A 22996-nucleotide genomic window follows, 5' to 3' on the forward strand; every position below is an offset into this window, starting at 1 on the left:
GAGGAGGAAAAAAGATGGATATGAGCAGTTTTATGGCCGGATTAATGACCTCTTTAGAACCGATTAACATTCTTTGGGTTATTGTAGGTGGTTTTCTAGGAACAGTAGTCGGAATGTTACCAGGGCTAGGTCCAGCAACAGCGGTTGCCGTACTGATACCAGTTACATTTGGAATGGACTCAACCAGTGCCATTATTCTAATGGCCGCTATCTACTATGGGGCGATGTACGGTGGTTCAAGAAGTTCGATATTACTGAACACACCAGGAGATGGATCAGCCATTGCCGCCACTTTTGATGGGTACCCGATGGCGCGTAAAGGTCAAGCTGGGGAAGCTATGGCTATATCTGCAGTTGCTTCTTTTATTGGAGGAATTATAGCCGTCATAGGGTTTATCTTTTTAGCTGAACCCCTAGCAAATTTCGCATTAAAGTTTGGTCCTGCAGAGTACTTTCTTTTGATGTTACTAACTCTATCTGCCATTGTTTCGTTATCTATTGGAAGAATGATCAAAGGGTTTATCGCCATGTTCCTCGGATTACTCTTAAGTACGGTTGGGATTGATACTCAAACAGGCGTCTACCGGTTCACCATGAATATTCCTCACTTAAGTGAAGGTATTGATTTTCTTATCGTGATCATAGGGATTTATGCGATTGGAGAGGTTTTATACAACTTCCTGACAATCGATCAGCAGAAAAAAGAAAAGAAAAAAGTGGGCAAGATTTGGTTTAACAAAGAACAGTGGAAACGATCGAGGTGGCCTATTTTACGAAGCGGTCCCCTTGGCTTTATCATTGGCGTTTTACCAGGAGCGGGTGGTTCCATCGCTTCGATGATTAGTTACACAACTGAAAAACAAATATCAAAAAAGCCTGAAGAGTTTGGAGAAGGGGCAGTTGAAGGGTTAGCAGCACCGGAATCCGCCAATAATGCCGCTTCTGTGGGGGCAATGATTCCATTGCTTACTATGGGTATTCCAGGATCCGGTACGACAGCGGTCATGCTCGGTGCGCTCATTATGTTGGGGATTCGACCAGGCCCCTTATTGTTTGAAAATCAACCAGAGACGGTTTGGTCCCTGATTAACAGTATGTTTATTGGGAATATCGCGCTCGTTATTATTAACATCTTATTAGTAGGACTGCTGGTGAAAATATTGGATACTCCAGCTAAAGTTCTGTATCCGTTGATTGTGTTATTAGCATTCATTGGTACCTTTACTCTTAGCTATAACACATTTGATTTCTATCTATTACTACTGTTTGGGGTGTTTGGTCTTTTATTAAAAGTACTAGATTTCCCAATAGCTCCACTCGTACTGGCTCTTATCGTTGGGGCAGATATGGAACAGAATTTTCGGAAAGCAGTCTTGTCGTCAGATGGGAGCCTTGGTATTTTCTTTTCATCACCGATTTGTATTGGCCTAATTATTTTAACAATCTTATCGTTAACGTATCCATTAATCGTCAAGTGGGTGAAGAGTCGAAAAACTAGTGGAAAAGATCAATCAACAGAAGAAGTTTCTTAATGGGGAGGGTAATACATGAATAACAAAGAGTATGATCTAGTCATAGTAGGCGCAGGAAATGCGGCATTATCAGCTGCGTTGGCTGCACGAGAGAATGGTGTTCAGGTATTAGTTTTAGAGAAAGCACCTAAGCACAAACGCGGAGGAAATTCTTATTTCACAGATGGTGCGATTCGTTTTGCTTACAATGACTTGCAGGACATTCGTGCGATTATGCCAGAGCTCTCTGATGAGGAAGCTGCTACTATTATCATGCCAGAATATAGTCAGGAACATTACTATGAAGATTTGATGCGAGTCACAGCAGATCAAAGTGACTCAGGATTAGCTAGGCATCTTGTTGGTAAATCCTATGAAACGATTCGTTGGATGAAGGAACAAGGTGTCAAATTTGAACTGAATTATGGGAATCAATCCTTTGAGAAGGATGGAAAGAGACAATTTTGGGGTGGACTTCCGGTTAAGACAGAAAATCGAGGCATCGGTCTAATGGGGCAATTATTCCGACGAGTTGAAGAACTCGGAATTGATATTTGGTATGAATCAACGGCGAAAAAATTAGGTGTAGAAAATGGTGTCATCTCCTCCGTTCTCGTAAGTAAAAGAGGGGAAGAGGTGGAAGTTTCTACTTCTGGTGTGGTGCTTGCTTGTGGTAGCTTCGAAGCCAACGAGGAAATGCGTATCAAGCACCTTGGTGAAGAGTGGGGAGCAGCTATTGTCCGAGGTACGGAATATAATACCGGAGACGGAATCGAAATGGCATTGGAAGTCGGAGCACAACCTTATGGACAATGGTCTGGTTGTCATTCAATCGGTACAGATTCACAGGCTCCTGTTGTTGGCGATTACGAAAAGCCTGGCGATATTTTTAAAAAGCACTCCTATCCATTAAGCATCATGTTAAACAAAGATGGACAACGATTTGTAGATGAGGGAGCTGATTTTCGAAATTACACGTATGCAAAATACGGGCGTGAAATACTAAAGCAACCAGATCATCTTGCTTATCAAATTTATGACGCTAAAGTCAGAGGCTTACTTCGTGATGAGTATGACAGGGAAGAAGCAACATCCTCTCAGGCGGATTCTCTGGAAGAGTTGGTGAATCAATTACCAGTAGACAAAGAAGCTTTTTTGAAAACGATTGATGAATATAATCAAGCTGTCCAAGAGGGAGAGTTCAATCCAACGATCAAGGATGGAAAGTCGACAAAAGGAATGACACCAGCTAAAACGAATTGGGCATTACCTATCGACCAAGGTCCATTCTACGCTTTCCCAGTAACATGTGGAATAACCTTTACATTTGGTGGGATTCATGTAAATACAAAAGGGCAAGCGTTAAATGAAAACGACGAACCAATTCCTGGTTTGTTTGCAGCAGGAGAAATGGTCGGTGGGATTTTTTATGAAAATTACCCAGGTGGTTCTGGTTTAATGTCTGGTTCTGTATTCGGAAAGACAGCCGGGAACTCAGCTGCTAGATACAGTAAAGAAAAAGCTAAGCGGTCCTTGTCTCTTTAGTTATGACGATAAAATAAAAGTGTTGGCCACCTTTTTTGGTGGCTTTTTTACGATAGGAAATAAGTTAGGGGATACGTATGAACAAAAAAACTGTTTTACTAAGTATCTGTATTGGCTTATATGTCCTTTTTTTTAATCCTCTCATGGATTGGGATTTGAAAATAAAGGGGTTAATTGCATTATTATTGGTTCAAATTCTTTGGATTGGAAGAGTCTTTCCACTAGCGTTTAGTTCTATACTTCTTATGCTACTACTTTCCTTTCACTTTTTTAGCTATGAAGAAACGTTAAAGTATATCGGTTCTGATATCGTTTGGCTCTTGTTTTCTACTTTTATTATCTCAAAAGCTTTTATTAAGACGGGCTTAGCAAATAGAGTTTCATTAAAAATGCTAAGTCTATCCAAAGGGTCGGGAAGCTTCCTTATTTTAATTTCCTTCTTCCTTATGTTCATTTTAGCTGTACTGATTCCTTCCAATATCGGAAAAGGAAGTTTAGTTTCTTCCATTTTAGATAGTGTTATAAAAAGCCTGAAGAAGATCAGTGATGTGCGCAATTTAGCCAAATCGTTATTTATTGGCGTAGCTTATCTAGCCGCCATTTCTGGAGCCTTTGTCGCAACGGGAGCAAGTTCCACGATCTATACGTATGGTATCTTTCAAGGGGCTACTAATCATCTAACATTTTTAACTTGGATTCTTTATTTTGCACCTCCTATTCTTCTCTTTATCCTACTCTTATGGGTTCTATTTTTGGTCATCTTCCCACATCAAAATGTAGACAAGGATATGCTAAAAACGTTGATTGACGAGAAGGTTATGGAGCTAGGCAACATTCAAATCAATGAGATTAAAATTTTTTGTATTATGACAATCACCTTACTTTTGTGGATGACTCAGAGTCTTCATGGATTTTCTATTCCACTAATCGGTCTACTGGGGGCAGCTTTTACGGTTTTACCTGTAGTTGGTGTATGGAACTGGGAAGAGGCTAGGAAGTCTGTGGATTGGGATATGATAATTTTCTTTGCTTCTACGCTAATGATTTCCGGTATGTTAATAAAGACAAATACGGTGGACTGGTTAGCAGATTGGATTGTTCATCATATGTCATTCGCGTCACCCATTCTCATCTTAATCCTGTTAATTGTTTGTACGGCTTTCCTACGAATTATTTTCGTCAATATTTTAGGATTTCTAACTATTATGTTGCCACTAGCCCTCACAATTGGGGAAAATTTGGATGGGATTTCTCCTATTATTGTAGCCATGGCAGTGTTTTTAACAGGGGTTCCAGGCTTTTTACTTATTACTCAGTCCCCTGTTCACTTAATAAGCTTCTCTTACGGTCACTTTCATGAGAAGGATCTGTTTAAAGTAGGAGTTTTATCATTGGTGGTTTGGCTTACAATCGTAATTTTAGCATCCACATTATATTGGGGTTGGGTTATGTGACGGTTAAAGAAAAGGTATTGGGTTATTCCCCAATACCTTTTTTGGTGAAGTATCGTTGTATCGCATTTTTCAAATGTCCATTTTCCTCTAAAAGCAAGGCTTTTGCTTCTTCGACACTACTACTGGTCATGCTTCTAAAAATAGCAACCTTTAAATCATAATCACTTTCCTGTAAGAGGATACGTGCTTCACTCTCTGGAATATCTGTGACCTCTGCTAATGTTTGCTCAGCACGAATAACTAATTTTTTATTGATTAATTGCATATCCACCATTTGGTTTTGATAAACTTTACCAAGTCGAATCATAGCACCTGTCGAAAGCATATTGATGACCATTTTTTGAGCAGTTCCAGCTTTTAGTCGTGTGGAGCCTTTGATAACTTCTGGTCCAACGACCGCTTCAATGGCACACTCGCTTAAAGAGGAGGCATCAGTTTGAGGATTACAACTGACCGAAATGGTTCGGGCTCCTAATTTGTTTGCATATTTTAAAGCGGTAAGGACATAAGGGGTCGTTCCGCTTGCGGTAAGTCCAATCAGCACATCTTTGTTAGAAAAAGAGTGTTCCTTAAGTTCTTCTACTGACTTATTTTCATCATCTTCGTGCTGTTCTAATGGTTTCCACATTGCTTCATATCCGCCAGCTATAAAGCCAGTCCAACGTTCATCGGGTATTGAAAAGGTGGGACCTAATTCCGCAGCGTCGAGGATACCAATTCTCCCACTAGTTCCGGCACCAACAACAAAAACACGTCCGTCTTTTTTCCATTGTTCAACAATGATGTCAATACCAGCTGCAATCTGAGAAATGATATTATTCATTCCGTGATAGATAGCTTTGTCCTCTTCCACCATTAAGGAGACAATGTCAGGAGAAGACATTTCATCGATGGAAATACTTTTTTGGTTAACAGTTTCGGTAACACGTCTTTTACTCATGTCATCACTCCTTCTTAGAATGATCCTCTATCCAAACGGATCATGAACTTGTAACGATCTGCACGGTAAGTGGATTGAACAACTTCTAACACTCTTCCATCTTCTAAAAAAGATTTTCTTCTCATTAGTAGAAGGGGGGAATCAGTGGGTACTTGTAAGTGTTTTACTTCTTCTTTTGTAGCGGTGGAGGCTTCAATTTCCTGCGTCCCACTGCTCATTTTCAGATGGATTCGCCCTTCCACATATTGATACAGGGATTGCTGCACGATATCTTCTGTTAATCCGACAACCAAATTAGCAGAAAGGTAAGTTCTTTCTAGTGCCATCGGCTTGCCATCTGCAAGGCGAATCCGTTTTATTTCATAAATAGGATCATGTTCGGCTAATTCCAATTCTTTAGCAAGCTTTAGGGGAGCCGGAATGATGGAAAAACTGATAACCTTGCTACTAGGTGTTAAACCACGGGTATGCATATCTTCGGTAAAGCCTGTCAGCCCATGAAGTTTTTGCTCAAGTTTCGGTTCTGTTACAAATGTCCCTTTTCCTTTTACACGATAAAGATATCCGCTATGAACAAGATTGGTAATGGCTTGTCGTACCGTCATTCTACTAATTTCGTATTTTTCGGTTAATTCACGTTCCGACATAACCATATCTCCTGGTTGAAGGATACCGCTTTCAATTTGTGTTTTAATTTGTTCTTCTAGCTGATAATAAATCGGCACAGGAGAATTTTTGTTAACCAATCCAATCCTCTCCCTTTTGGACTACACAATAGGTGTCAAGATTTTCTTAAGGATATCACTATTTATATATAGTTGTCTAGACATGGCTATACGCACTTTGATAAACAAAAAACTATTAAATGCCTAAAATGATAGGCTTTAAAGAAAGAAACATGAAAATGCTAACAAACTAATTTATCTGTAAATTGGTATAGACATCTATAACTTAGTTGTGCTAGAATACGGGTGAGATTGGTATTATTGTGTGAAAGTAGGGGAATTCTAAATCCATGTTCCTACTTGTAAGCAATATTTTCTCTATCTCATTGCTAGAAAATTTATTTTGTTAGGGAGGTCTTTTAATCATGATGAATTATTTGCAAAAACTTGGTCGTTCCTTGATGCTGCCAGTTGCTGTATTACCAGCTGCCGCCATCCTGATGGGGATTGGGTATGCGATTGATCCGACTGGTTGGGGTGCAGACAGTCCAACAGCCGCATTCTTAATAAAAGCGGGATCATCTATTATTGATAATATCCCAATACTATTTGCGGTCGGTGTTGCATTAGGAATGGCAAAAGAACGGGACGGTTCTGCTGCGTTAAGTGGTTTAGTTGCATTTCTTGTAACGACTACTTTACTTTCAACTGGAACGGTTGCCATGTTACAAGGTGTTGAGGTAGATGCAGTGAATCCAGCGTTTGATGAAATCAAAAATGCTTTTGTTGGTATTATTTCAGGTATTATTGCTTCTATTATGTATAATCGATTTAGTCATGTGAAACTGCCAGATGCTCTTGCTTTCTTTAGTGGAAAACGTTTAGTGCCAATTATGACAGCGTTTTCTATGATCATCACTTCTGCTGTACTATTCTTTATCTGGCCATTCGTATACTCCGGTCTCGTATCCTTTGGTACCGCAATTAGTGACCTAGGTGCTGCTGGTGCCGGTTTATATGGTTTCTTCAACCGTTTACTTATTCCAACAGGTTTACACCATGCGTTAAACTCTGTATTCTGGTTTGACGTCGCTGGTATTAACGATATCGGTAATTTCTGGTCCGGAGAAGGAGAAAAAGGTGTAACAGGTATGTATCAAGCTGGATTCTTCCCTATTATGATGTTTGGTCTTCCAGCTGCAGGTTTAGCGATGTATCATACTGCAAAAACGAAAAGGAAAAAACAAGTTGCTTCCCTAATGTTAGCAGCTGGATTTGCAGCTTTCTTTACAGGAGTTACGGAACCTATTGAATTCGCATTCATGTTCTTGGCACCAGCTCTTTATGTCGTACATGCTGCGTTAACAGGTCTTTCATTGTTCATCGCTGCATCGTTCGAATGGACAGCAGGTTTCGGCTTTAGTGCTGGATTGGTAGACTTTTTATTAAGCTTTAATCTTCCGTTAGCAAACCAACCATACATGCTTTTGGTTCAAGGTTTAGTATTTGGGGTTATCTACTACTTCTTATTCCGTTTCTTAATTACGAAATTCAACATTAAGACGCCTGGTCGTGAAGACGAGGATGCGGAGGAAGTAGTGAGTGGAGAAAGCACTGGCGGTGATAAATTCGCTGTCATGGCTGCTGAAATTTATGAAGGATTAGGTGGAGACGAAAACGTAGTATCTGTAGATAATTGTGTGACTCGCCTTCGTTTAGAAGTAAAGGACATGGACGCGGTTGATCAGAAAAAGATCAAAGCGACAGGTGTTCCTGGTATCAATGTTGTTAGTGAACACAACATTCAAGTTATTGTTGGTACAAATGTTCAATTTGTTGCCGATGAGATGCATAAGCTTCGCAAATAAAAAAGCATAGTAATGATGTATGATTAGTTATTCATGTGAAGTTCCTTAATTATTCCGTAATTAAGGGACTTCTCTTTCGTTCAAAAACCTTACATATTCATAGAAGGAGTGGGAGTTATTGAAACGTATTCTGAACTGTGTGGCATCTGATTTTGCAAAAGCAAATGGCAAAGAGTTATTACAATCCATTCAAGCCAGTGAAGGAAGAACAGTGGTTTCTGAGATTGTAAGTCCAGCAGCGCCGTTATATCCAGAAGTGTCTAATCCCGAAATGGCAGCAGCTTTTGGAGCGGATTTCATTCTTTTGAACGTCTTTGATGTTTTTCAGCCAGAGGTTGCAGGAGTGAAGGCCGATGCAGACCAGCTTGTTGAACGTGTCAAAGAGTTAACCGGACGTCCTGTTGGAATTAACTTGGAACCTGTAGATATAGAAGCAGAGGCTGCAGAAGATCTACTCACTCTTTCAGAAGGGCGAGTGGCTACTACAGCATCCTTAGAAAAGGTGAAAGAATTAGGACTTGATTTTATTTGCTTAACTGGGAATCCGAAGACCGGTGTAAGTAATAATGAAATCTTAAAAGCGATTAAGAGAGCAAAGGATATTCTAGGAGAAAGCGTCTTTATTATCGCAGGTAAAATGCATGGAGCAGGTGTAAAGGGTGAAGCAGGAAGCGAGATCATTAACGAAGAGACGATTCAATACTTTATTGAAGCAGGGGCGGAGGTCATCTTAATTCCTTCTCCAGGAACCGTTCCAGGAATTTCGGTAGAGCAAGCGCAGAAGTGGGTGGATATGATTCATAAATATGAGGCACTTGCAATGCTAACTATTGGGACAAGTCAAGAAGGTGCAGATACGCAGACCATTCGACAGCTTGCCCTACAAAATAAAATGGTGGGAGCAGATCTTCACCATATTGGCGATGCAGGATACTTTGGTATCGCTATCCCTGAAAACATCATGGACTACTCCATTGCGATTCGAGGAAAGAGACATACTTTTGTACGGATGGCTGCTTCCATTAATCGGTGAGGGAAAAGGGGACACGAAAGGGTGTCCTCTTATTCTTCTTCAAAATCTACTTCGAATGCTTCCGGAATATATAAAGCCTCATAGGAGTGAAGTTGATTCTCTTCAATAAATGCCAGCATTTCTTCTTTCGTTTGAAACCACTCATAGCCAGTCGCATTATATGTCAACAAGTATTCCGGCTCTTCCATTGGAATTCCTCCTTAAAGGGTTGTTTTTGTTATTCTATTATGCTGCTCCGTGCAATAGAACAAATAGTATAGAAGAAAACAAGAGATGAGGCGGAAAAACGAGCAGAAAATTGTCTTTTTGTTACAAACATTTGTTCTTATTTTGTGATATAGTAAGTGTGTGAAAAGAAGGAGGAATAATCATGAAACGATGCTGGGATGTTAAAGAAACTTTATATCAAGACTACCATGATCATGAGTGGGGAGTACCTGTCTATGATGACCAAACACTATTTGAAATGCTTATTCTGGAAGGGGCTCAAGCAGGGTTAAACTGGTTCACGATATTGCAAAAGCGCGAAAATTATAGAAAGGCATTTGATCAATTTGATGCAACAAAAATAGCAAAATACGATGAAAAGAAAGTAGAAGAATTACTATCTAATTCAGGTATAATCCGTAACAAATTGAAAATTAGATCGACGATTACAAATGCGAAGCTATTTCTTGATATACAGAAAGAATTCGGCAGCTTTAAAGACTATATCTGGCAATTTGTCGGGGGAGAACCCATTATTAATCATAGGAAGAACCTTTCTGAAGTACCTGTCACGACGAAAGAAAGTGATAGGATGAGTAAAGACTTAAAGAAACGTGGATTTAAATTTGTTGGTTCGACGATTTGCTATTCATACATGCAAGCGGTAGGAATGATAGATGATCATCTCGTAGACTGTGATATTCGAAAACAAAGATTGTCATAATTGGCGCGATAGATTACCATATAGAAGGAGATTTGTTCTTTGCAGGAAATTCCATTTTTTTGTGGAATATGTCATAGGAAAGTGGGTGGCAGGATGGATTACATAATAGATGCTATGAGTCTTCCTCTAGACAATTTATTAGGCATGTTATTGTATGCCATTCTATGTATGGGTGTAATGGGATTTGTAACATGGATCACTCTAAGATTTATCCCTTATCCAATTTCGGTTGGTTTAAAAAATAGCATCATTGGTATTTCTGTGTATCTTGGAATTATTATTTGGTGGTTTGCTTTTATATCATAATAATAAGAGGTACCCATACATAATAAATGGCATCGGCTAAGGTCGATGCCATTTTTCTCTGTTAATTTACAAAAATTAGGCAATTCTTCTTAAGATTAGGCAATAAGAACGATTTCGTAGAAATGGAACGAACGTATGTTCTATTTCTGGAAATCATGTGGTAGAATGGTTGGTAGATAATGTTCTTTTAGGGAAGGGTCGGCTAACCCCAGTTGGAAAGGGGGTGACGCCTTTGAGTTTGTATCAAACTTTTATGGTGCTTTTTAGTTCCGGTACGTTTTTGATTGCAATGCTCGCGTTGATTATCAATATGATCAACAAAAAATAGACCCCCCTATTAGCCCGCAAAAGTTATAGGTGAGGTCTATTCCAGATTTAGGAAAGCCGATCCCTGGGGGAACCGCTTATCACAAAGGCCACAGTTACAGCTGTGGTCTTATTTCCATTCAAATTCGTACTCTTATACATATTACAACATAAATGCCGGAGATGCAAAGCCTAAATATTTTGAAAGTAAGATAAAAAGTTGTCGACAAACTCATGTAGAAAAGGGAAAAAATTTGTCAAAAAATTTCAGTAATAGAAGCACAAACGTTGAAAGATATGGTAAAATAGTTCTATATTACTACTTTATAACTATATAAAAATCAGGGCAAATTCGTTCGAAAGGATGAAGACGCAAAGCTACGGGTCTAAGGTTTTTAACTATGATCGCCGGGTTACTTCCATTATCCAAAAAGCTGCCCACCATCCCATCGGGCAGCTTTTTTAAAAGTTTTATCCCAAGAAACAGAGAGTACAACATCCTACATCATCCTAATATATTCAAATTAGCAGAGGGTGAATACAAAATGAATCAGATTACATTCAGCAAACGGTTACTTGGTTTTATTCTCCTTACCATAGTGGGTTCGTATCTCTTCATATTTTTAGAAAGAGATTCTCCTGGCACCTTTCTTTACAATGCCGGAACCTTCCTTTACACCGTTATTCCTTTAGGTGCTTCCTTTATCTTATTAATTGCTTCCCGAAAAAGTCACAAGAAAGAAAAGAACTTTTGGCTCTTTTTGTCTTTAGGATACTTTTCAAGCTTTTTAGCAATTTTAGTGTGGGATTACTACGACTTCGTAAGAGATGTGGATGTGCCATTCCCGGGTATTCCTGATTTATTTTATATGATTCAATATGTCTTTTTCTTTAGTGCTTTACTTTACAGAGTGAAAGCGGGTAAAAGCAGAAGCCTTTTTACAAGGCAAATTATTGATATCCTTATCGTCATGCTCGTCGCTATTGCGTTTAGTTGGTCATTCTTGGTTCAACCTATCGTAACAAATCCCCAATTCGCCGGTATGTATCAATTTGTATCTATGGGCTATGCCATTGGTGACATAGGTTTACTTATTTTAGCATTCAGTATTCTTATTATGTCCCCTACCATGATCCAAAGAAACAGTTTAATCTTTATCTTTATGGGTCTAATTGTTCAAGCAGTGGCGGATTCGATTTACGTTTATCTTCAAGCTTCTGTTAGCTATACATCATGGAGCTATATTGATCCATTATACTTGTTTGCCTATATGTTAATTGGTTTTGCTGGTTATAACCGAATAAAGCTCGGTAATAGTGAATGCTTATTTATGGGTACAGATAGCAGAATGAAGATGAGTAGTACATTTCGCCTTTTGATTCCATATGGTGCCTTAGTTGCGCTTAGTATTTTTGTTTTAACGAGTGAAGATCATCATAACCATCTTATCCTTATTACATCTGTAATGTCTATGTGCTTAATTATCTTACGTCAAGTCCTTACGATAATAGAGAGTAAGCAATTTTTAAGACAGTATGAACAAAAGGAAAAAGAATTGAATTTTAACGAACAGAGATTCCGCTCCTTATTCGATCATAATGAAGATGCTGTCATTTCTTTAGACCGAGTAGGGCGAATCAATTCCATAAATGAACGAGCAATACAGTTATCAGGTTATCAGCCTCATGAAATAATAAGTGAACGACTTATGAACTTGTTAATGGAAAAAGATGTGGGACGCATAAGGAGACTCTTTAGGGTAGCCATATGTGGAAAATCTACCTCGGCAGAAGTGAAAGTGATCCTACATGATCAAGAAGAAAAGAGTTTATTTGTAACACTTGTACCCATTTTTATTGATGAAAAGGTGAAAGGTGTATTTTGTATTGCTAGAGACATTACCGAAAACAAAAAGAATGAAGAAAAAATTAGTTTTCTTGCCTATCACGACCCGTTAACCAATTTACCTAACCGTAGACTTTTTGAAGAAAAATTATCGAAAGCAATAGAAAATGCGAAACAAAAAAACACAACACTGGCCACTTTATTTATCGATCTAGACTTTTTTAAAGTAATCAACGATCATTTCGGACATGAAACCGGAGATATTATTCTCGTTCAGGTAGCCCGAAGAATTCAAGGGACCTTGCTTCCACAAGACATGGTAATGAGACATGCGGGAGACGAATTTATTGTTATGTTAATGGACCGGCAAACGGAGCATGAAGTGGAACAGGTGGCCAGAAAGATCAGTGAGCGAATTAGTGAACCATTCATAGTTGGAAGACATGAGATTAGAGTCACCTCTAGCATCGGAATATCCCTATTGTCTGATGAGGTATCAGATCCAGAGAAGCTTATTCGAAATGCAGATATTGCGATGTATCGTAGTAAGGGACAAGGTAAAAATCAATATTGCTTCTATGAAGAGGAGAAAGAGGAGCAATCTTCACGGGATTTAACCATTGAGAAGGAATTAGGTACGGTATTACAAACCAATCAGCTTACCGTCTACTATCAGCCACAGTTAAACATAATGGATGGCAACATCGTTGGGATGGAAGCGCTCGTACGCTGGATACATCCAGAGCTTGGAATGATATCTCCAAACGAATTCATTCCTTTAGCCGAAAAAAATGGATCGATCTTTGATATTAATGAATATGTGCTTGTGGAAGCTTGTAAGCAAGCAAAGCACTGGCATGTGAAAGGACTTCCTATTAAAATATCGGTAAATATCTCACCACAGCAATTTTATCATCAAAAAAACCTGTCAGAAGTGGTCCAAAGTGCTCTTGAGGTTTCGGGACTTGACGGATCCTATTTAGAGTTAGAAATAACAGAAGCGATTGTCATTCATAAGCGTGGTACAGCAATCGAAAAATTAAATGAATTAAAGAAATTAGGGGTCTCTATTTCCTTAGATGACTTTGGTACAGGATACTCATCCTTATCTTATTTAACGGATTTACCAATTGATACGATAAAAATTGCTCGTGAATTTATTGAAAAAATGGATCAACGCAAGGAAGTTCAAATTATCCTTTCCTCAATCGTAACGATGGCAAATGAGCTAGGAAAAAGATTGATTATTGAAGGGGTAGAAGAGATGGAGCAGCTCCGTGTGTTAGAGGATATGAAATGTTATCTGATGCAAGGATATTTATTCTACCGTCCAGCTGATGCTATAAAGACAAATGAGATTTTAGAACAGCAGTTGTTAAAGGAACATGTATCTAAAGAGTAAAGGAAAAGCCACGACGATTCTATGAATTGTCGCGGCTTTTCTTTATGGTTTTACGGCTATTCCTTCCCTAACGCTTACTTCCCAAGAGTTTGCTTTATCATTTGATATAAAAATATCTCTGTTTTCCGTAGCGATAACGATTTGATCGAGGTTTTTTGGATTTTGTTGCACATACAAAATCGGTGCTTCTATATCCTCGGGTAGACTTATATTCTCCCAATGATTGGATGAAGAATCTAATCTGGATAATGTTGGTTTTTGGTTAAGGTAGGAGCTAACCCATATCTTATCTTCATGATCCATATACACGCTTCGAACATCCTGGAAATCCCCTATCTTATCCATTGTCTTTCCATAGTCGTTGGATAAAAAGGCTCCCTGATCTGTTCCAACAATAACAGTTCCAGAAGTAGAGGGGTGCGCAGACAAACTTGTAGCTTGACCCGTCATATTGGTAAGACTACTCCTGGTCCATGTTTTCGCTTCATCTGTAGAATAATAGAATCCAGGCTCCGTCAATATAGAATTTGGCTGTGGATTGAATACATAAATGTCATGGGTTTCGTATCCGACCGTCATACCGTGAAAGTCAACTTCCCCATAGAGAGTTAAAAAATCTATACTCTCCCCACCATCTGTACTTTTTATGATACCCAAGGGATTTTTTAAATCTGTTTCAGGATCAGGGTGGCCACTACTATAAAATCCATTGTCAGTAGGGGAAAACCCCATATAATCGTGCTGTGGGAAGTCACTTGCCGATGTCCAATGACCATCTTCGTGTAGAATATTTAGCCCGTGATGAGAGGGTACCAACAGTTCTGTACCATCACTTGAAAAACCTAAACCATGAATATGGGTAAAGGTAACAGGATTGTCTTCGTTTGACTTTAACAGGAGAAATGTTGTAAGAATTCCTAACAAAATAAAGAAAGATACAAGAGCAATTTTTAGTACTTTACTAATCTTTCTCCATAAATAGATACTGATGAAAAGAGTTGCGACCAATAAAACCAATGTAATAATAAGAGTGTAATTCGGTGTAGAGGAGGTAGCCTCATGTTCGTTACCATGAGCAAATACGGTAACCGGATAAAATATGAGAATGGAGAATATCAAGAGTTTTTTCAAGTTTTTATGACTCCCTTCAGATGAGTTGATAAAGATAACTATACCATTATTCTCTGTACCACGGAGAAAGCAGATAAGAATGTCAAAAAACATTCACTATTCAATTCTAATTCTAAGAATAAGCTGATACTCCTTTCAAAACGGAATTATTATATATACCTAATAGAAGATATTAAAAATCTTTTATCCAAAGTTTCCCCAAGTTGTATTAGAATAAAAGGGATGGAAAGACAAAGGAGTTTTGAAATGGGAACGACACTTATCTTAGCAGAAAAGCCGTCTGTCGCGAAGAACATCGCAGACGCATTACATATAAAAGGAAAGCAGGATGGATTTATCGAAGGGAACGGCTATATCATCACATGGGCTTTTGGTCATCTATTAGAGCTTTACGATGCCAAAGACTACGATGCGAAAATGACACGTTGGAAGTTGGAAAATTTTCCGTTCATTCCTTCCAGGTTTGAATACAAAGTGAAACGTAATCCGAGAAATAGAAGCAAAGCGGATCCTGGAGCATATAAACAATACCGCACTATAAAGACTCTCCTCAACCGTACGGACGTCGAGCAGATTATTTCGGCGTGTGACTACGACCGAGAAGGGCAGTTAATTGCCGATAGTATTTTAGAAAATATCGGGACTTCGAAGCGGGTGTATCGTCTCCTCATTAATGAATGGACAGAGCGGGAAGTACTAGAAGGTTTAAAACAAGTGAGACCGAACGAACAGTTAAAGCCACTCCGTGATGCAGGTATAACAAGACAATGGACAGACTGGGTAATCGGTATCAACTTAACCTCTGTTGCTACGTTGAAGTATCAAGTTGGGCGTGGGAAAGCATTAAACATCGGAAGAGTTCTACTACCAACTTTAAAAATTATTTATGATCGGGATAAAGAAATAAAAGATTTTAAATCTAAGGACTATTTTAAGCTAGTAGGTACATTCCATACAGCAAATGAGGAAACTTATCAAGCCGTTTATACAGAAGGCAAGAAGGATAAGTTTGAGGATAAGAATTCCTTGCTAGAATTGCAAAAAGCTATAGAGCACCAGCGTGGAACCATTGTCGACAAGCAAGTAGAACGTAAAAAAGAATATGCTCCTTGGTTGTTCAACCTGTCTAATTTACAGGGGGATATTACGAATAAGTACAAAGGGTGGACTTCGGATAAGGTGTTGAAGGTAGCTCAAACGTTGTATGAGAAAAAATACATTACGTATCCCCGAACGTCAAGTACTGCACTAGACGAGAGTTTAGTCGGTAAAACGAAGCGGGTGTTAGATGTTTTAGCAGAAGATTTACCATACAAAGATGAGCTGCGATTTACGAGGTCGAAGCGTATTTTTAATAATCAAAAGGTAGAAAGTCATAGCGCCATCATACCAACCTATTTAAAACCAAAGCGATTAACGCCGGATCAGCAGGTTGTTTATGATGCCGTTAAAAACCGCTTTCTCGTTCAATTTATGCCTATTGCGGAATATGAAGAAACGATATTGACAACCAAAATAGTAAAACACGTTATGTCGGGTATCTTTATTTCCAAAGGACGAGTTCAAATCACAGAAGGCTGGAAAAAGGTTGAAAAGATCCAATCCCAGCAAGTTGAATTGCCTTACGTATCTATTGGGGAAGCTGTTATCTTAGAAAAGGCAGAGGTAACGGCCCATGCAACCAAACCACCAAAGCAACATACCGAAAAAACATTGTTGAAGGTTATGGAAACATGCGGGAAGGGTTACAAAGATGATCAAGAGGAAGACGGGGTAATAGAGGTCCTTAAAGGCTTCAGTATTGGGACTCCAGCAACGAGAGCGGAAACAATAAAAAAACTAAAGGATGTTGGGTACATCACCTCCAATCAGAAGTTTTTAACGTGTACGGATAAGGGAGTGAAGCTTGTAGAAACCTTTCCGATACAAGAACTTTTTGATTTAGAATATACGGGCCGATTAGAAAAAACACTTGCTGATATTGAGAAAGGTACCGTAACAAAGCAAGCCTTACTAGACATGATCTTTGCTTTTACTAAAGATTCGGTAGAAAAAATAAAACAAGACCAATCCATTACGATAAGTGAAGTGAAATCTTCATCTGGAACTAAAGAAAAATTGGGGCAGTGTCCAGCATGTGGTGGCTCTATTATCGAAGGCAAAAAGGGATTTGGTTGTAGCAATTGGAAGAAAGGTTGTACGTTTGTAATATGGAAGAATGATAAATTTTTAGCTACTATGAAAAAGAGACCAACGAAGACGATGGTCCAGTCTTTGTTAAAAAATAAAGTTGCTTATGTAAAAGGGTTAACGAGTAAGAAAGGATCGAAGTTTAATGCCTATCTCCGTTATGAAAAGAACCCGGATAACTCTTATTATAGCTGGAGTATGGAGTTTAAAAAGTAGGTCGGCTTTGTGGCAATAAAATTAACAGATTAAGAAATACCTCTTACTTAAAAAGGAAGCTATACTAAGCTGCGGAAAAATGCAAGACTCCTTGAAAATACACCCCAATTTTCTGCGTTCGAGGTTTAGCTTCCGGAGTATTCCTTGTCCAGTGGGAAAGGAACAGTTGAAGACCCCGGAAGGATGCACCTGCGTCTTCTAGTTACGCTTCGTAGTAGACTTCCTCGGTGCAAGGCAGCGAAGAAGCCTACTACGAAGCATCCTGACTGAGGCGTTCCCCGCGGAAAGCGAGTGTTTTTCCGCAGCGTCGCATTAGCAGTCAACTTGATAAGGAGTAAAAAGGTCATTGTTTTTTTGGGGCATTCGGATTATCGTGTGGAAGACATCAAACAAACTGTTTTTTTAAATATTCTTTTTAGAATTTTTATAGATGTATAGTAACAAAAGGTGAGTAATAAATTTTTTCCTTTAATGTTATAGAGACTTATAAACAAACCTTGCCTCGATTGATCAATTGAGGCAAGGTTCCATGCTGCATTTTTATTAATGTGTTCCCTAAAAAGCGTCCTTTAGTGGAGTTTTGCTGTTAATAATATAAAACATTTACTTTATTACACTTGGTACATGTTTCATAATATTGATTTCCTTTAAAATGATGCTCACAATTTTGTTGTATTTCTACTAAATGTTTCTCCAAAAAAGCAAGATGTATTTTCAACTGATTAATTTCCTCTTCAATTTTTTGGATCTTCACCGGAATAACCCTCCCTTGAAAGTTACTGATAAATGTTACCCCCAGATTGTTTAAACTCCATAGCTTTATCCTTCATACCCTTTTCGATAGCTTCCTTCGTATAAAGCTTATTTTCTGTCGCGTAATTACGAATATCTTGAGAAATTCTCATGCTACAAAATTTCGGCCCACACATTGAACAGAAATGCGCTGTTTTTGCACCTTCTGCAGGTAACGTTTCATCATGATATTCCAAAGCGCGTTCAGGATCCAATGATAAATTAAACTGATCTCTCCAACGGAATTCGAAACGAGCTTTTGATAAGGCATCATCTCTTTTGTGTGCGCCTGGATGTCCTTTTGCTAAATCAGCAGCATGCGCAGCTATTTTATAAGTTATAACACCTTCACGTACATCATCTCGGTTTGGTAAACCTAAATGTTCTTTTGGTGTTACATAGCAAAGCATAGCCGTACCATACCAACCAATCATGGCTGCACCAATCGCAGATGTAATATGATCATAGCCAGGAGCTATGTCAGTTGTAAGTGGCCCTAGAGTGTAGAAAGGAGCTTCCTTACAAACCTCCAGTTGTTTGTCCATGTTTTCTTTTATAAGGTGCATTGGTACGTGACCAGGACCTTCAACCATTACCTGTACATCATGCTCCCAAGCAATTTTTGTTAGTTCTCCAAGAGTTTCTAATTCCGCAAATTGTGCTTCATCATTGGCATCAGCAATTGAACCAGGACGTAGGCCATCTCCTAAAGAGAATGCAACATCATAAGTTTTCATAATTTTACAGATTTCTTCAAAGTGAGTATATAAAAAGCTTTCTTTGTGGTGGTGAAGACACCATTGTGCCATAATAGATCCACCCCGGGATACAATACCTGTTAAACGTTTTACTGTTAACGGAACATATCGCAAAAGAACACCAGCATGAATGGTGAAGTAATCCACGCCTTGCTCAGCTTGCTCAATCAAAGTATCACGGTAAACCTCCCATGTGAGGTCTTCGGCAACACCATTTACTTTTTCAAGTGCTTGGTAGATAGGAACGGTTCCTACAGGAACAGCTGAATTGCGAATAATCCATTCCCTTGTTGTATGAATGTTTTTCCCTGTTGATAGGTCCATAATGTTATCAGCACCCCAACGTGTGGCCCATGTCATTTTTTCGACCTCTTCTTCGATGGAGGATGAAACAGCAGAATTCCCAATATTTGCGTTGATCTTAACATGGAAATTACGTCCTATGATCATAGGCTCTGCCTCTGGATGATTGATATTAGAAGGGATAATTGCTCGACCTCTTGCAACTTCTTCACGCACAAATTCAGGTTTCATATTTTCCCTTAATGCGATAAATTCCATCTCAGGAGTGATGATGCCCTTCCTTGCATAATGAAGTTGTGTGACATTTCCACCTTTTTTTGCACGTAAGGGTTTACGCTTTAAACCCGGGAACACATTATGATTAGCACGAGGGTCATTCTCATCCTTATATCCATTGTCTTCAGCCTTAACTTCTCTTCCTTCATATTCCTCAACATCTCCTCGTTCATGAATCCATGTGCTTCGAAGAGGAGGAAGACCTTTTATAATATCAACTGAATAATTAGTATCCGTATAAGGTCCGCTTGTATCATAGACACGAACTGGTGGATTTTCTTCTTCACCAAAAGCGCCCGATGTAGGACTTAGTTCAATTTCACGCATTGGTACCTTGATATCGGGTCTTGAGCCTTCAATATAAACTTTTTTACTACCTGAAAAACTAGACATGATGGAAATGCTTTTTTCGTTTAATGAAGTTGTTGCCATAGAGTAAATCTCTCCCTTTTTTTAAATTAAAGGACGAGATCTAGAACAACAAAAGAGGAATTAAAGAAATGAATTAAATAAAAAAGCCGAATCCAAAAAGGATGGACCGGCTTTTTATGTAGAAGTTTATTCAATACATGATTATTTTTTTTAACTTCCCCACGCTAGTATGATCTAGATCAGGTCCAAAGGGTCAAGAAACTTTAACGTGTTTCTCTCTCAGCCCAACTTATTGGACTCCCCTAGTTATTACTATTCATTTTGAGTATAGTGTACATGAGTCTTCGATAAGTTACAATACAAATATAAAAGTTTTTTTATGTAGCAGTCTATAGATTATTAAGGGAATATACAAAAGCACCCTAAAAGAAAAAAGCCGAACTAATTCGAGTTCTAATTAAAGAATTTCGAATCACAGTTCGGTATTTTTTTGGATTAAAATCCATTTGTCACAGCCCCTTTTTCATGCAAGGCTTAATCATGAGAAAAGGTGAACAATGCTCCATGCTGTAATTGATTACTCCCTTTCCTCAGTTTGGTTAGACTTGGATTTAATTCCCGCTATAATTGTATCTAGTCCAATTTGTAACGACTCATCAACATCAAGCGGTATGCCAAAGCCTTTGTCTTGTTCGATTGTAACGAATCCGTGCAGAAAAGCTCGAAGAATTCGGACTTGATGTACAAGGAGGTCCTCTGGTAAATGAAAAGTGCGTAGTAGTCTTACCATTAATTGAAGGATTTTATCTGCCTCCTTTTGTACTACATCGCTATCAAGTTTCACCGCAATGGATACTGCCTCATATAATCCTGGATTATTTCGGGCAAAATCTATATACGCTGTAGTGGTTGCGTAAATGGCATCCTCCCCTGATTTTCCGATAGCAGCATCAGCCATTGCCTCGTATAATCGTTTCGTACCGTAATGGGCAAGTGCCGCCTTTAAACCGGAAAGTCCATTTACATGGTTATAGAGCGATGGAGATCGGATACCCAATTTTTTAGAAACAGTGGAAAGGGAAATTTCTGATACCCCATGTTGATCTGCGATATCGATGCTTACAGATATGATGTCCTCTAGCGTAATACCGGGTTTCACTGCCATTTAACTCTCTCCTTTTCTGCTTTGTATATTGCCTTTTCTATATCGTGTGCAGGATTTGAAAGCATTTTCCCATGCCCTACCGCTAACAGGTTAGGAGAAAGGGCGGCGATTTTCTTGGCACTTTGTAAAGCGACCTCTTTGTTCCATGTAGCAAAAGCTGGAAAGGGAAACAAAGGAACTAGGGTGCCAGAAACGGCAATGGAGGATCTCGTCTGAAAAGCATCCCCTACAATTAGAAAGTTGGTTCGTTCGTCTAAAAAAGACATAGAACCAGGAGTATGACCAGGTGTGGCGACCGCTCTCAATGAGCCAATTTTATCTCCTTCTTTAATGAACAGGTCTGCTCTAGTTTTTACTCCCTTCGGTACATCACCTTTAATAGGTAATGTCCCTTCCCCTGGATCAAGGCTTTTATCTCCTGCTAACAAACGAGCGTCTCGTTCGGAAATGGCCACTCTAGCGTTGGGTAATCGTTCTTTTAATTCATCCAACGATCCCACGTGATCCCCATGTGCATGGGTTAAGATAATGTGGGTGATAGGTTTTCCTATCTTTGCGGCAACATTCAGAATCGCATCCGCTTTTTTTGGTAATGCTGCATCAATTAGGAGTAGAGAACTTTTTTCCTCGACTAAATAGCAATTTACCGGGAAGATAGAAGGGAAAAAGATAATTTGATGTAACGAACCCTTTGATTTCACCTTCATAAACTAACCTCCTTAACATTTTAACTAATACCGTTAGTTTAAGTATAATCTTTTTTCTTTACACGTCAATCTTTTTTTCGAGAGGCTAATTATTAGTTGATTTCCTCTGTATTTCCTTTATAATGAGAATGATTATCAATTAAATCTGCCTACATAAAGTTTCAGGTACGGTCGACTCTTAGGGAGGGTGTATATATGAAGGAAAAGGAAAAGAAAGAGATTTTCGATGTTACGATTATAGGAGGCGGTACGACAGGATTATTCGCTGCCTTTTACTGTGGAATGAGAGGACTGACAACGAAAGTGTTGGAAGGATCATCCTTTCTAGGAGGTAAGGTCGCACAATTTTACCCAGAAAAAAACATTTATGATGTTGGAGGTCTTCCGGTTGTTTCAGGGACAGATCTCGTGGAGCAAATGAAGAAACAAGCTGTTCTACATGATCCAGAGATCCTTCTCAATCAATACGTGGAAGCTATTCAACAGGTCGAAGGAAAAGGATTTGAAATAACGACACAACAAGGAGACGCTCACTATTCTAAAACGATTCTACTTACAACAGGCTTTGGTACATATAATCCAGTTCCACTAGAACATAAGGATGCCAAGGAGTTTGAAGAAACAAGTATTCACTATATGATGGGAGATCTAAGACGCTTTAAAGATAAGCATGTTGCCATTTACTCCAATCAAAGAGCGGGGGTAGATTGGGCCTTATCTTTAGGGGAGGTAGCGAAGCATGTTTATCTGTTTTGTACAGAGGAACAATTCCAGCATGTGGTTGAAGCAGACTTAGAAAAAGTCCAGCAATCTAAAAATATTGATCTTGTTTATGATGCTACGATTGGAGAGCTTCAAGGGGAAAGGGGATCCTTAAACGGTATCACAATTATCTCGAAGGGAGCGTCTTCTTCGTATTCCGTTGATGATATGCTCGTTTATCAAGGGGTAAAAATGATACCTGCCCCTTTTTCGGATTGGCAGTTAGAAGCAGAAAAGGGTCGATTAATAGTCGACCAAGGAATGGCAACTTCTGTTCCAGGAATATTCGCTGCGGGGGATGGAGTTCAATATGACAAAAAATCTATGCTGATTGCAACTGGCTATAGTGAGGTAATCACAGCGTTAAATAGTCTCGCAAAGTATATAGATCCAAAAGCCCCAGCACAAGTTTATAGTACTGTTGAATATCGATATAAAAAATGAAAAGAATGAAACGCACCTTTACTTAAAAGTAGGGGTGCGTTTTTAAATTCTTGTATGCTATTTGGAAATTATG

18 protein-coding genes and 2 riboswitches are annotated in these 22996 nt (G+C 38.9%); of the genes, 11 read left to right on the forward strand and 7 right to left on the reverse strand.

The window, feature by feature from the left end; translation table 11 throughout:
- The first annotated feature begins 20 nt into the window (after positions 1-20).
- From KO561_RS07625 to KO561_RS07635, 3 genes are all read left to right on the forward strand, one after another.
- Complete coding sequence (locus KO561_RS07625; protein ID WP_231097068.1) at positions 21-1532, forward strand: tripartite tricarboxylate transporter permease; 1512 nt, start codon at positions 21-23, stop codon at positions 1530-1532.
- Between the two features lie 15 nt (positions 1533-1547).
- Positions 1548-3056 carry an FAD-dependent tricarballylate dehydrogenase TcuA gene (gene tcuA, locus KO561_RS07630; RefSeq protein WP_231096517.1) on the forward strand — a complete coding sequence of 503 codons (1509 nt, stop codon included), beginning with the start codon at positions 1548-1550 and terminating at the stop codon, positions 3054-3056.
- Between the two features lie 77 nt (positions 3057-3133).
- Positions 3134-4510: an SLC13 family permease gene (locus tag KO561_RS07635; RefSeq protein ID WP_231096518.1), complete on the forward strand. Its 1377-nt coding sequence runs from the start codon at positions 3134-3136 to the stop codon at positions 4508-4510.
- A gap of 22 nt (positions 4511-4532) precedes the next feature.
- Here KO561_RS07635 and murQ read toward each other — a convergent pair whose 3' ends face one another.
- Complete coding sequence (gene murQ, locus KO561_RS07640) at positions 4533-5450, reverse strand: N-acetylmuramic acid 6-phosphate etherase (protein WP_231096519.1); 918 nt, start codon at positions 5448-5450, stop codon at positions 4533-4535.
- A 14-nt stretch (positions 5451-5464) separates the two neighbouring features.
- Entirely contained in the window at positions 5465-6196 is a 732-nt protein-coding gene (locus KO561_RS07645; RefSeq protein WP_231096520.1) for a GntR family transcriptional regulator, read from the reverse strand.
- A 344-nt stretch (positions 6197-6540) separates the two neighbouring features.
- Here KO561_RS07645 and nagE point away from each other — a divergent pair, with 344 nt between their 5' ends.
- Positions 6541-7983 (forward strand): N-acetylglucosamine-specific PTS transporter subunit IIBC, encoded by a 1443-nt coding sequence (gene nagE / locus KO561_RS07650; RefSeq protein WP_231096521.1) that lies wholly within the window; start codon positions 6541-6543, stop codon positions 7981-7983.
- A gap of 118 nt (positions 7984-8101) precedes the next feature.
- Positions 8102-9016: a DUF7916 family protein gene (locus tag KO561_RS07655; protein WP_231096522.1), complete on the forward strand. Its 915-nt coding sequence runs from the start codon at positions 8102-8104 to the stop codon at positions 9014-9016.
- A gap of 29 nt (positions 9017-9045) precedes the next feature.
- On the opposite strand, the gene KO561_RS07660 is transcribed toward KO561_RS07655, so the two are convergent.
- Positions 9046-9204 carry a hypothetical protein gene (locus tag KO561_RS07660; RefSeq protein ID WP_231096523.1) on the reverse strand — a complete coding sequence of 53 codons (159 nt, stop codon included), beginning with the start codon at positions 9202-9204 and terminating at the stop codon, positions 9046-9048.
- Between the two features lie 182 nt (positions 9205-9386).
- On the opposite strand from KO561_RS07660, the gene KO561_RS07665 reads away from it, so the two are divergent.
- From KO561_RS07665 to KO561_RS07680, 4 genes are all read left to right on the forward strand, one after another.
- Positions 9387-9947: a DNA-3-methyladenine glycosylase I gene (locus KO561_RS07665; RefSeq protein ID WP_231096524.1), complete on the forward strand. Its 561-nt coding sequence runs from the start codon at positions 9387-9389 to the stop codon at positions 9945-9947.
- Between the two features lie 39 nt (positions 9948-9986).
- A complete protein-coding gene (locus KO561_RS07670; RefSeq protein ID WP_231096525.1) occupies positions 9987-10253 on the forward strand; it encodes a hypothetical protein in 267 nt (88 codons plus the stop codon).
- Between the two features lie 223 nt (positions 10254-10476).
- Positions 10477-10581, forward strand: coding sequence for a putative holin-like toxin (locus KO561_RS07675; RefSeq protein WP_269140717.1), 105 nt, complete (start codon positions 10477-10479; stop codon positions 10579-10581).
- 313 nt (positions 10582-10894) lie between these two features.
- Positions 10895-10980, forward strand: a riboswitch (cyclic di-GMP riboswitch).
- 124 nt (positions 10981-11104) lie between these two features.
- Complete coding sequence (locus KO561_RS07680; protein ID WP_231096526.1) at positions 11105-13807, forward strand: EAL domain-containing protein; 2703 nt, start codon at positions 11105-11107, stop codon at positions 13805-13807.
- A gap of 42 nt (positions 13808-13849) precedes the next feature.
- On the opposite strand, the gene KO561_RS07685 is transcribed toward KO561_RS07680, so the two are convergent.
- Positions 13850-14938, reverse strand: a complete 1089-nt coding sequence (locus KO561_RS07685) for a F510_1955 family glycosylhydrolase (protein ID WP_231096527.1) — start codon at positions 14936-14938, stop codon at positions 13850-13852.
- A gap of 246 nt (positions 14939-15184) precedes the next feature.
- On the opposite strand from KO561_RS07685, the gene KO561_RS07690 reads away from it, so the two are divergent.
- On the forward strand, positions 15185-17344 hold the full coding sequence (locus KO561_RS07690) for a type IA DNA topoisomerase (RefSeq protein WP_231096528.1): 2160 nt from the start codon (positions 15185-15187) through the stop codon (positions 17342-17344).
- A gap of 776 nt (positions 17345-18120) precedes the next feature.
- Here the strand turns inward: KO561_RS07690 and thiC are convergent.
- The 3 genes from thiC to KO561_RS07705 form a co-directional block, all read right to left on the reverse strand.
- Positions 18121-19905 carry a phosphomethylpyrimidine synthase ThiC gene (gene thiC, locus KO561_RS07695; protein ID WP_231096529.1) on the reverse strand — a complete coding sequence of 595 codons (1785 nt, stop codon included), beginning with the start codon at positions 19903-19905 and terminating at the stop codon, positions 18121-18123.
- Between the two features lie 139 nt (positions 19906-20044).
- A riboswitch (TPP riboswitch) is annotated at positions 20045-20159 on the reverse strand.
- A 263-nt stretch (positions 20160-20422) separates the two neighbouring features.
- The gene (locus tag KO561_RS07700; protein WP_231096530.1) at positions 20423-21010 is read right to left on the reverse strand and encodes a TetR/AcrR family transcriptional regulator; all 588 of its coding nucleotides are present in this window, start codon (positions 21008-21010) and stop codon (positions 20423-20425) included.
- Complete coding sequence (locus KO561_RS07705; RefSeq protein WP_231096531.1) at positions 21001-21717, reverse strand: MBL fold metallo-hydrolase; 717 nt, start codon at positions 21715-21717, stop codon at positions 21001-21003. Before KO561_RS07705 ends, KO561_RS07700 begins: the two co-directional genes overlap by 10 nt.
- A 195-nt stretch (positions 21718-21912) precedes the next feature.
- On the opposite strand from KO561_RS07705, the gene KO561_RS07710 reads away from it, so the two are divergent.
- Complete coding sequence (locus KO561_RS07710; protein WP_231096532.1) at positions 21913-22923, forward strand: NAD(P)/FAD-dependent oxidoreductase; 1011 nt, start codon at positions 21913-21915, stop codon at positions 22921-22923.
- Positions 22924-22996 lie beyond the last annotated feature (73 nt).

The sequence above is a fragment of the Radiobacillus kanasensis genome (genome assembly GCF_021049245.1).
GTDB lineage: Bacteria > Bacillota > Bacilli > Bacillales > Amphibacillaceae > Radiobacillus > Radiobacillus kanasensis.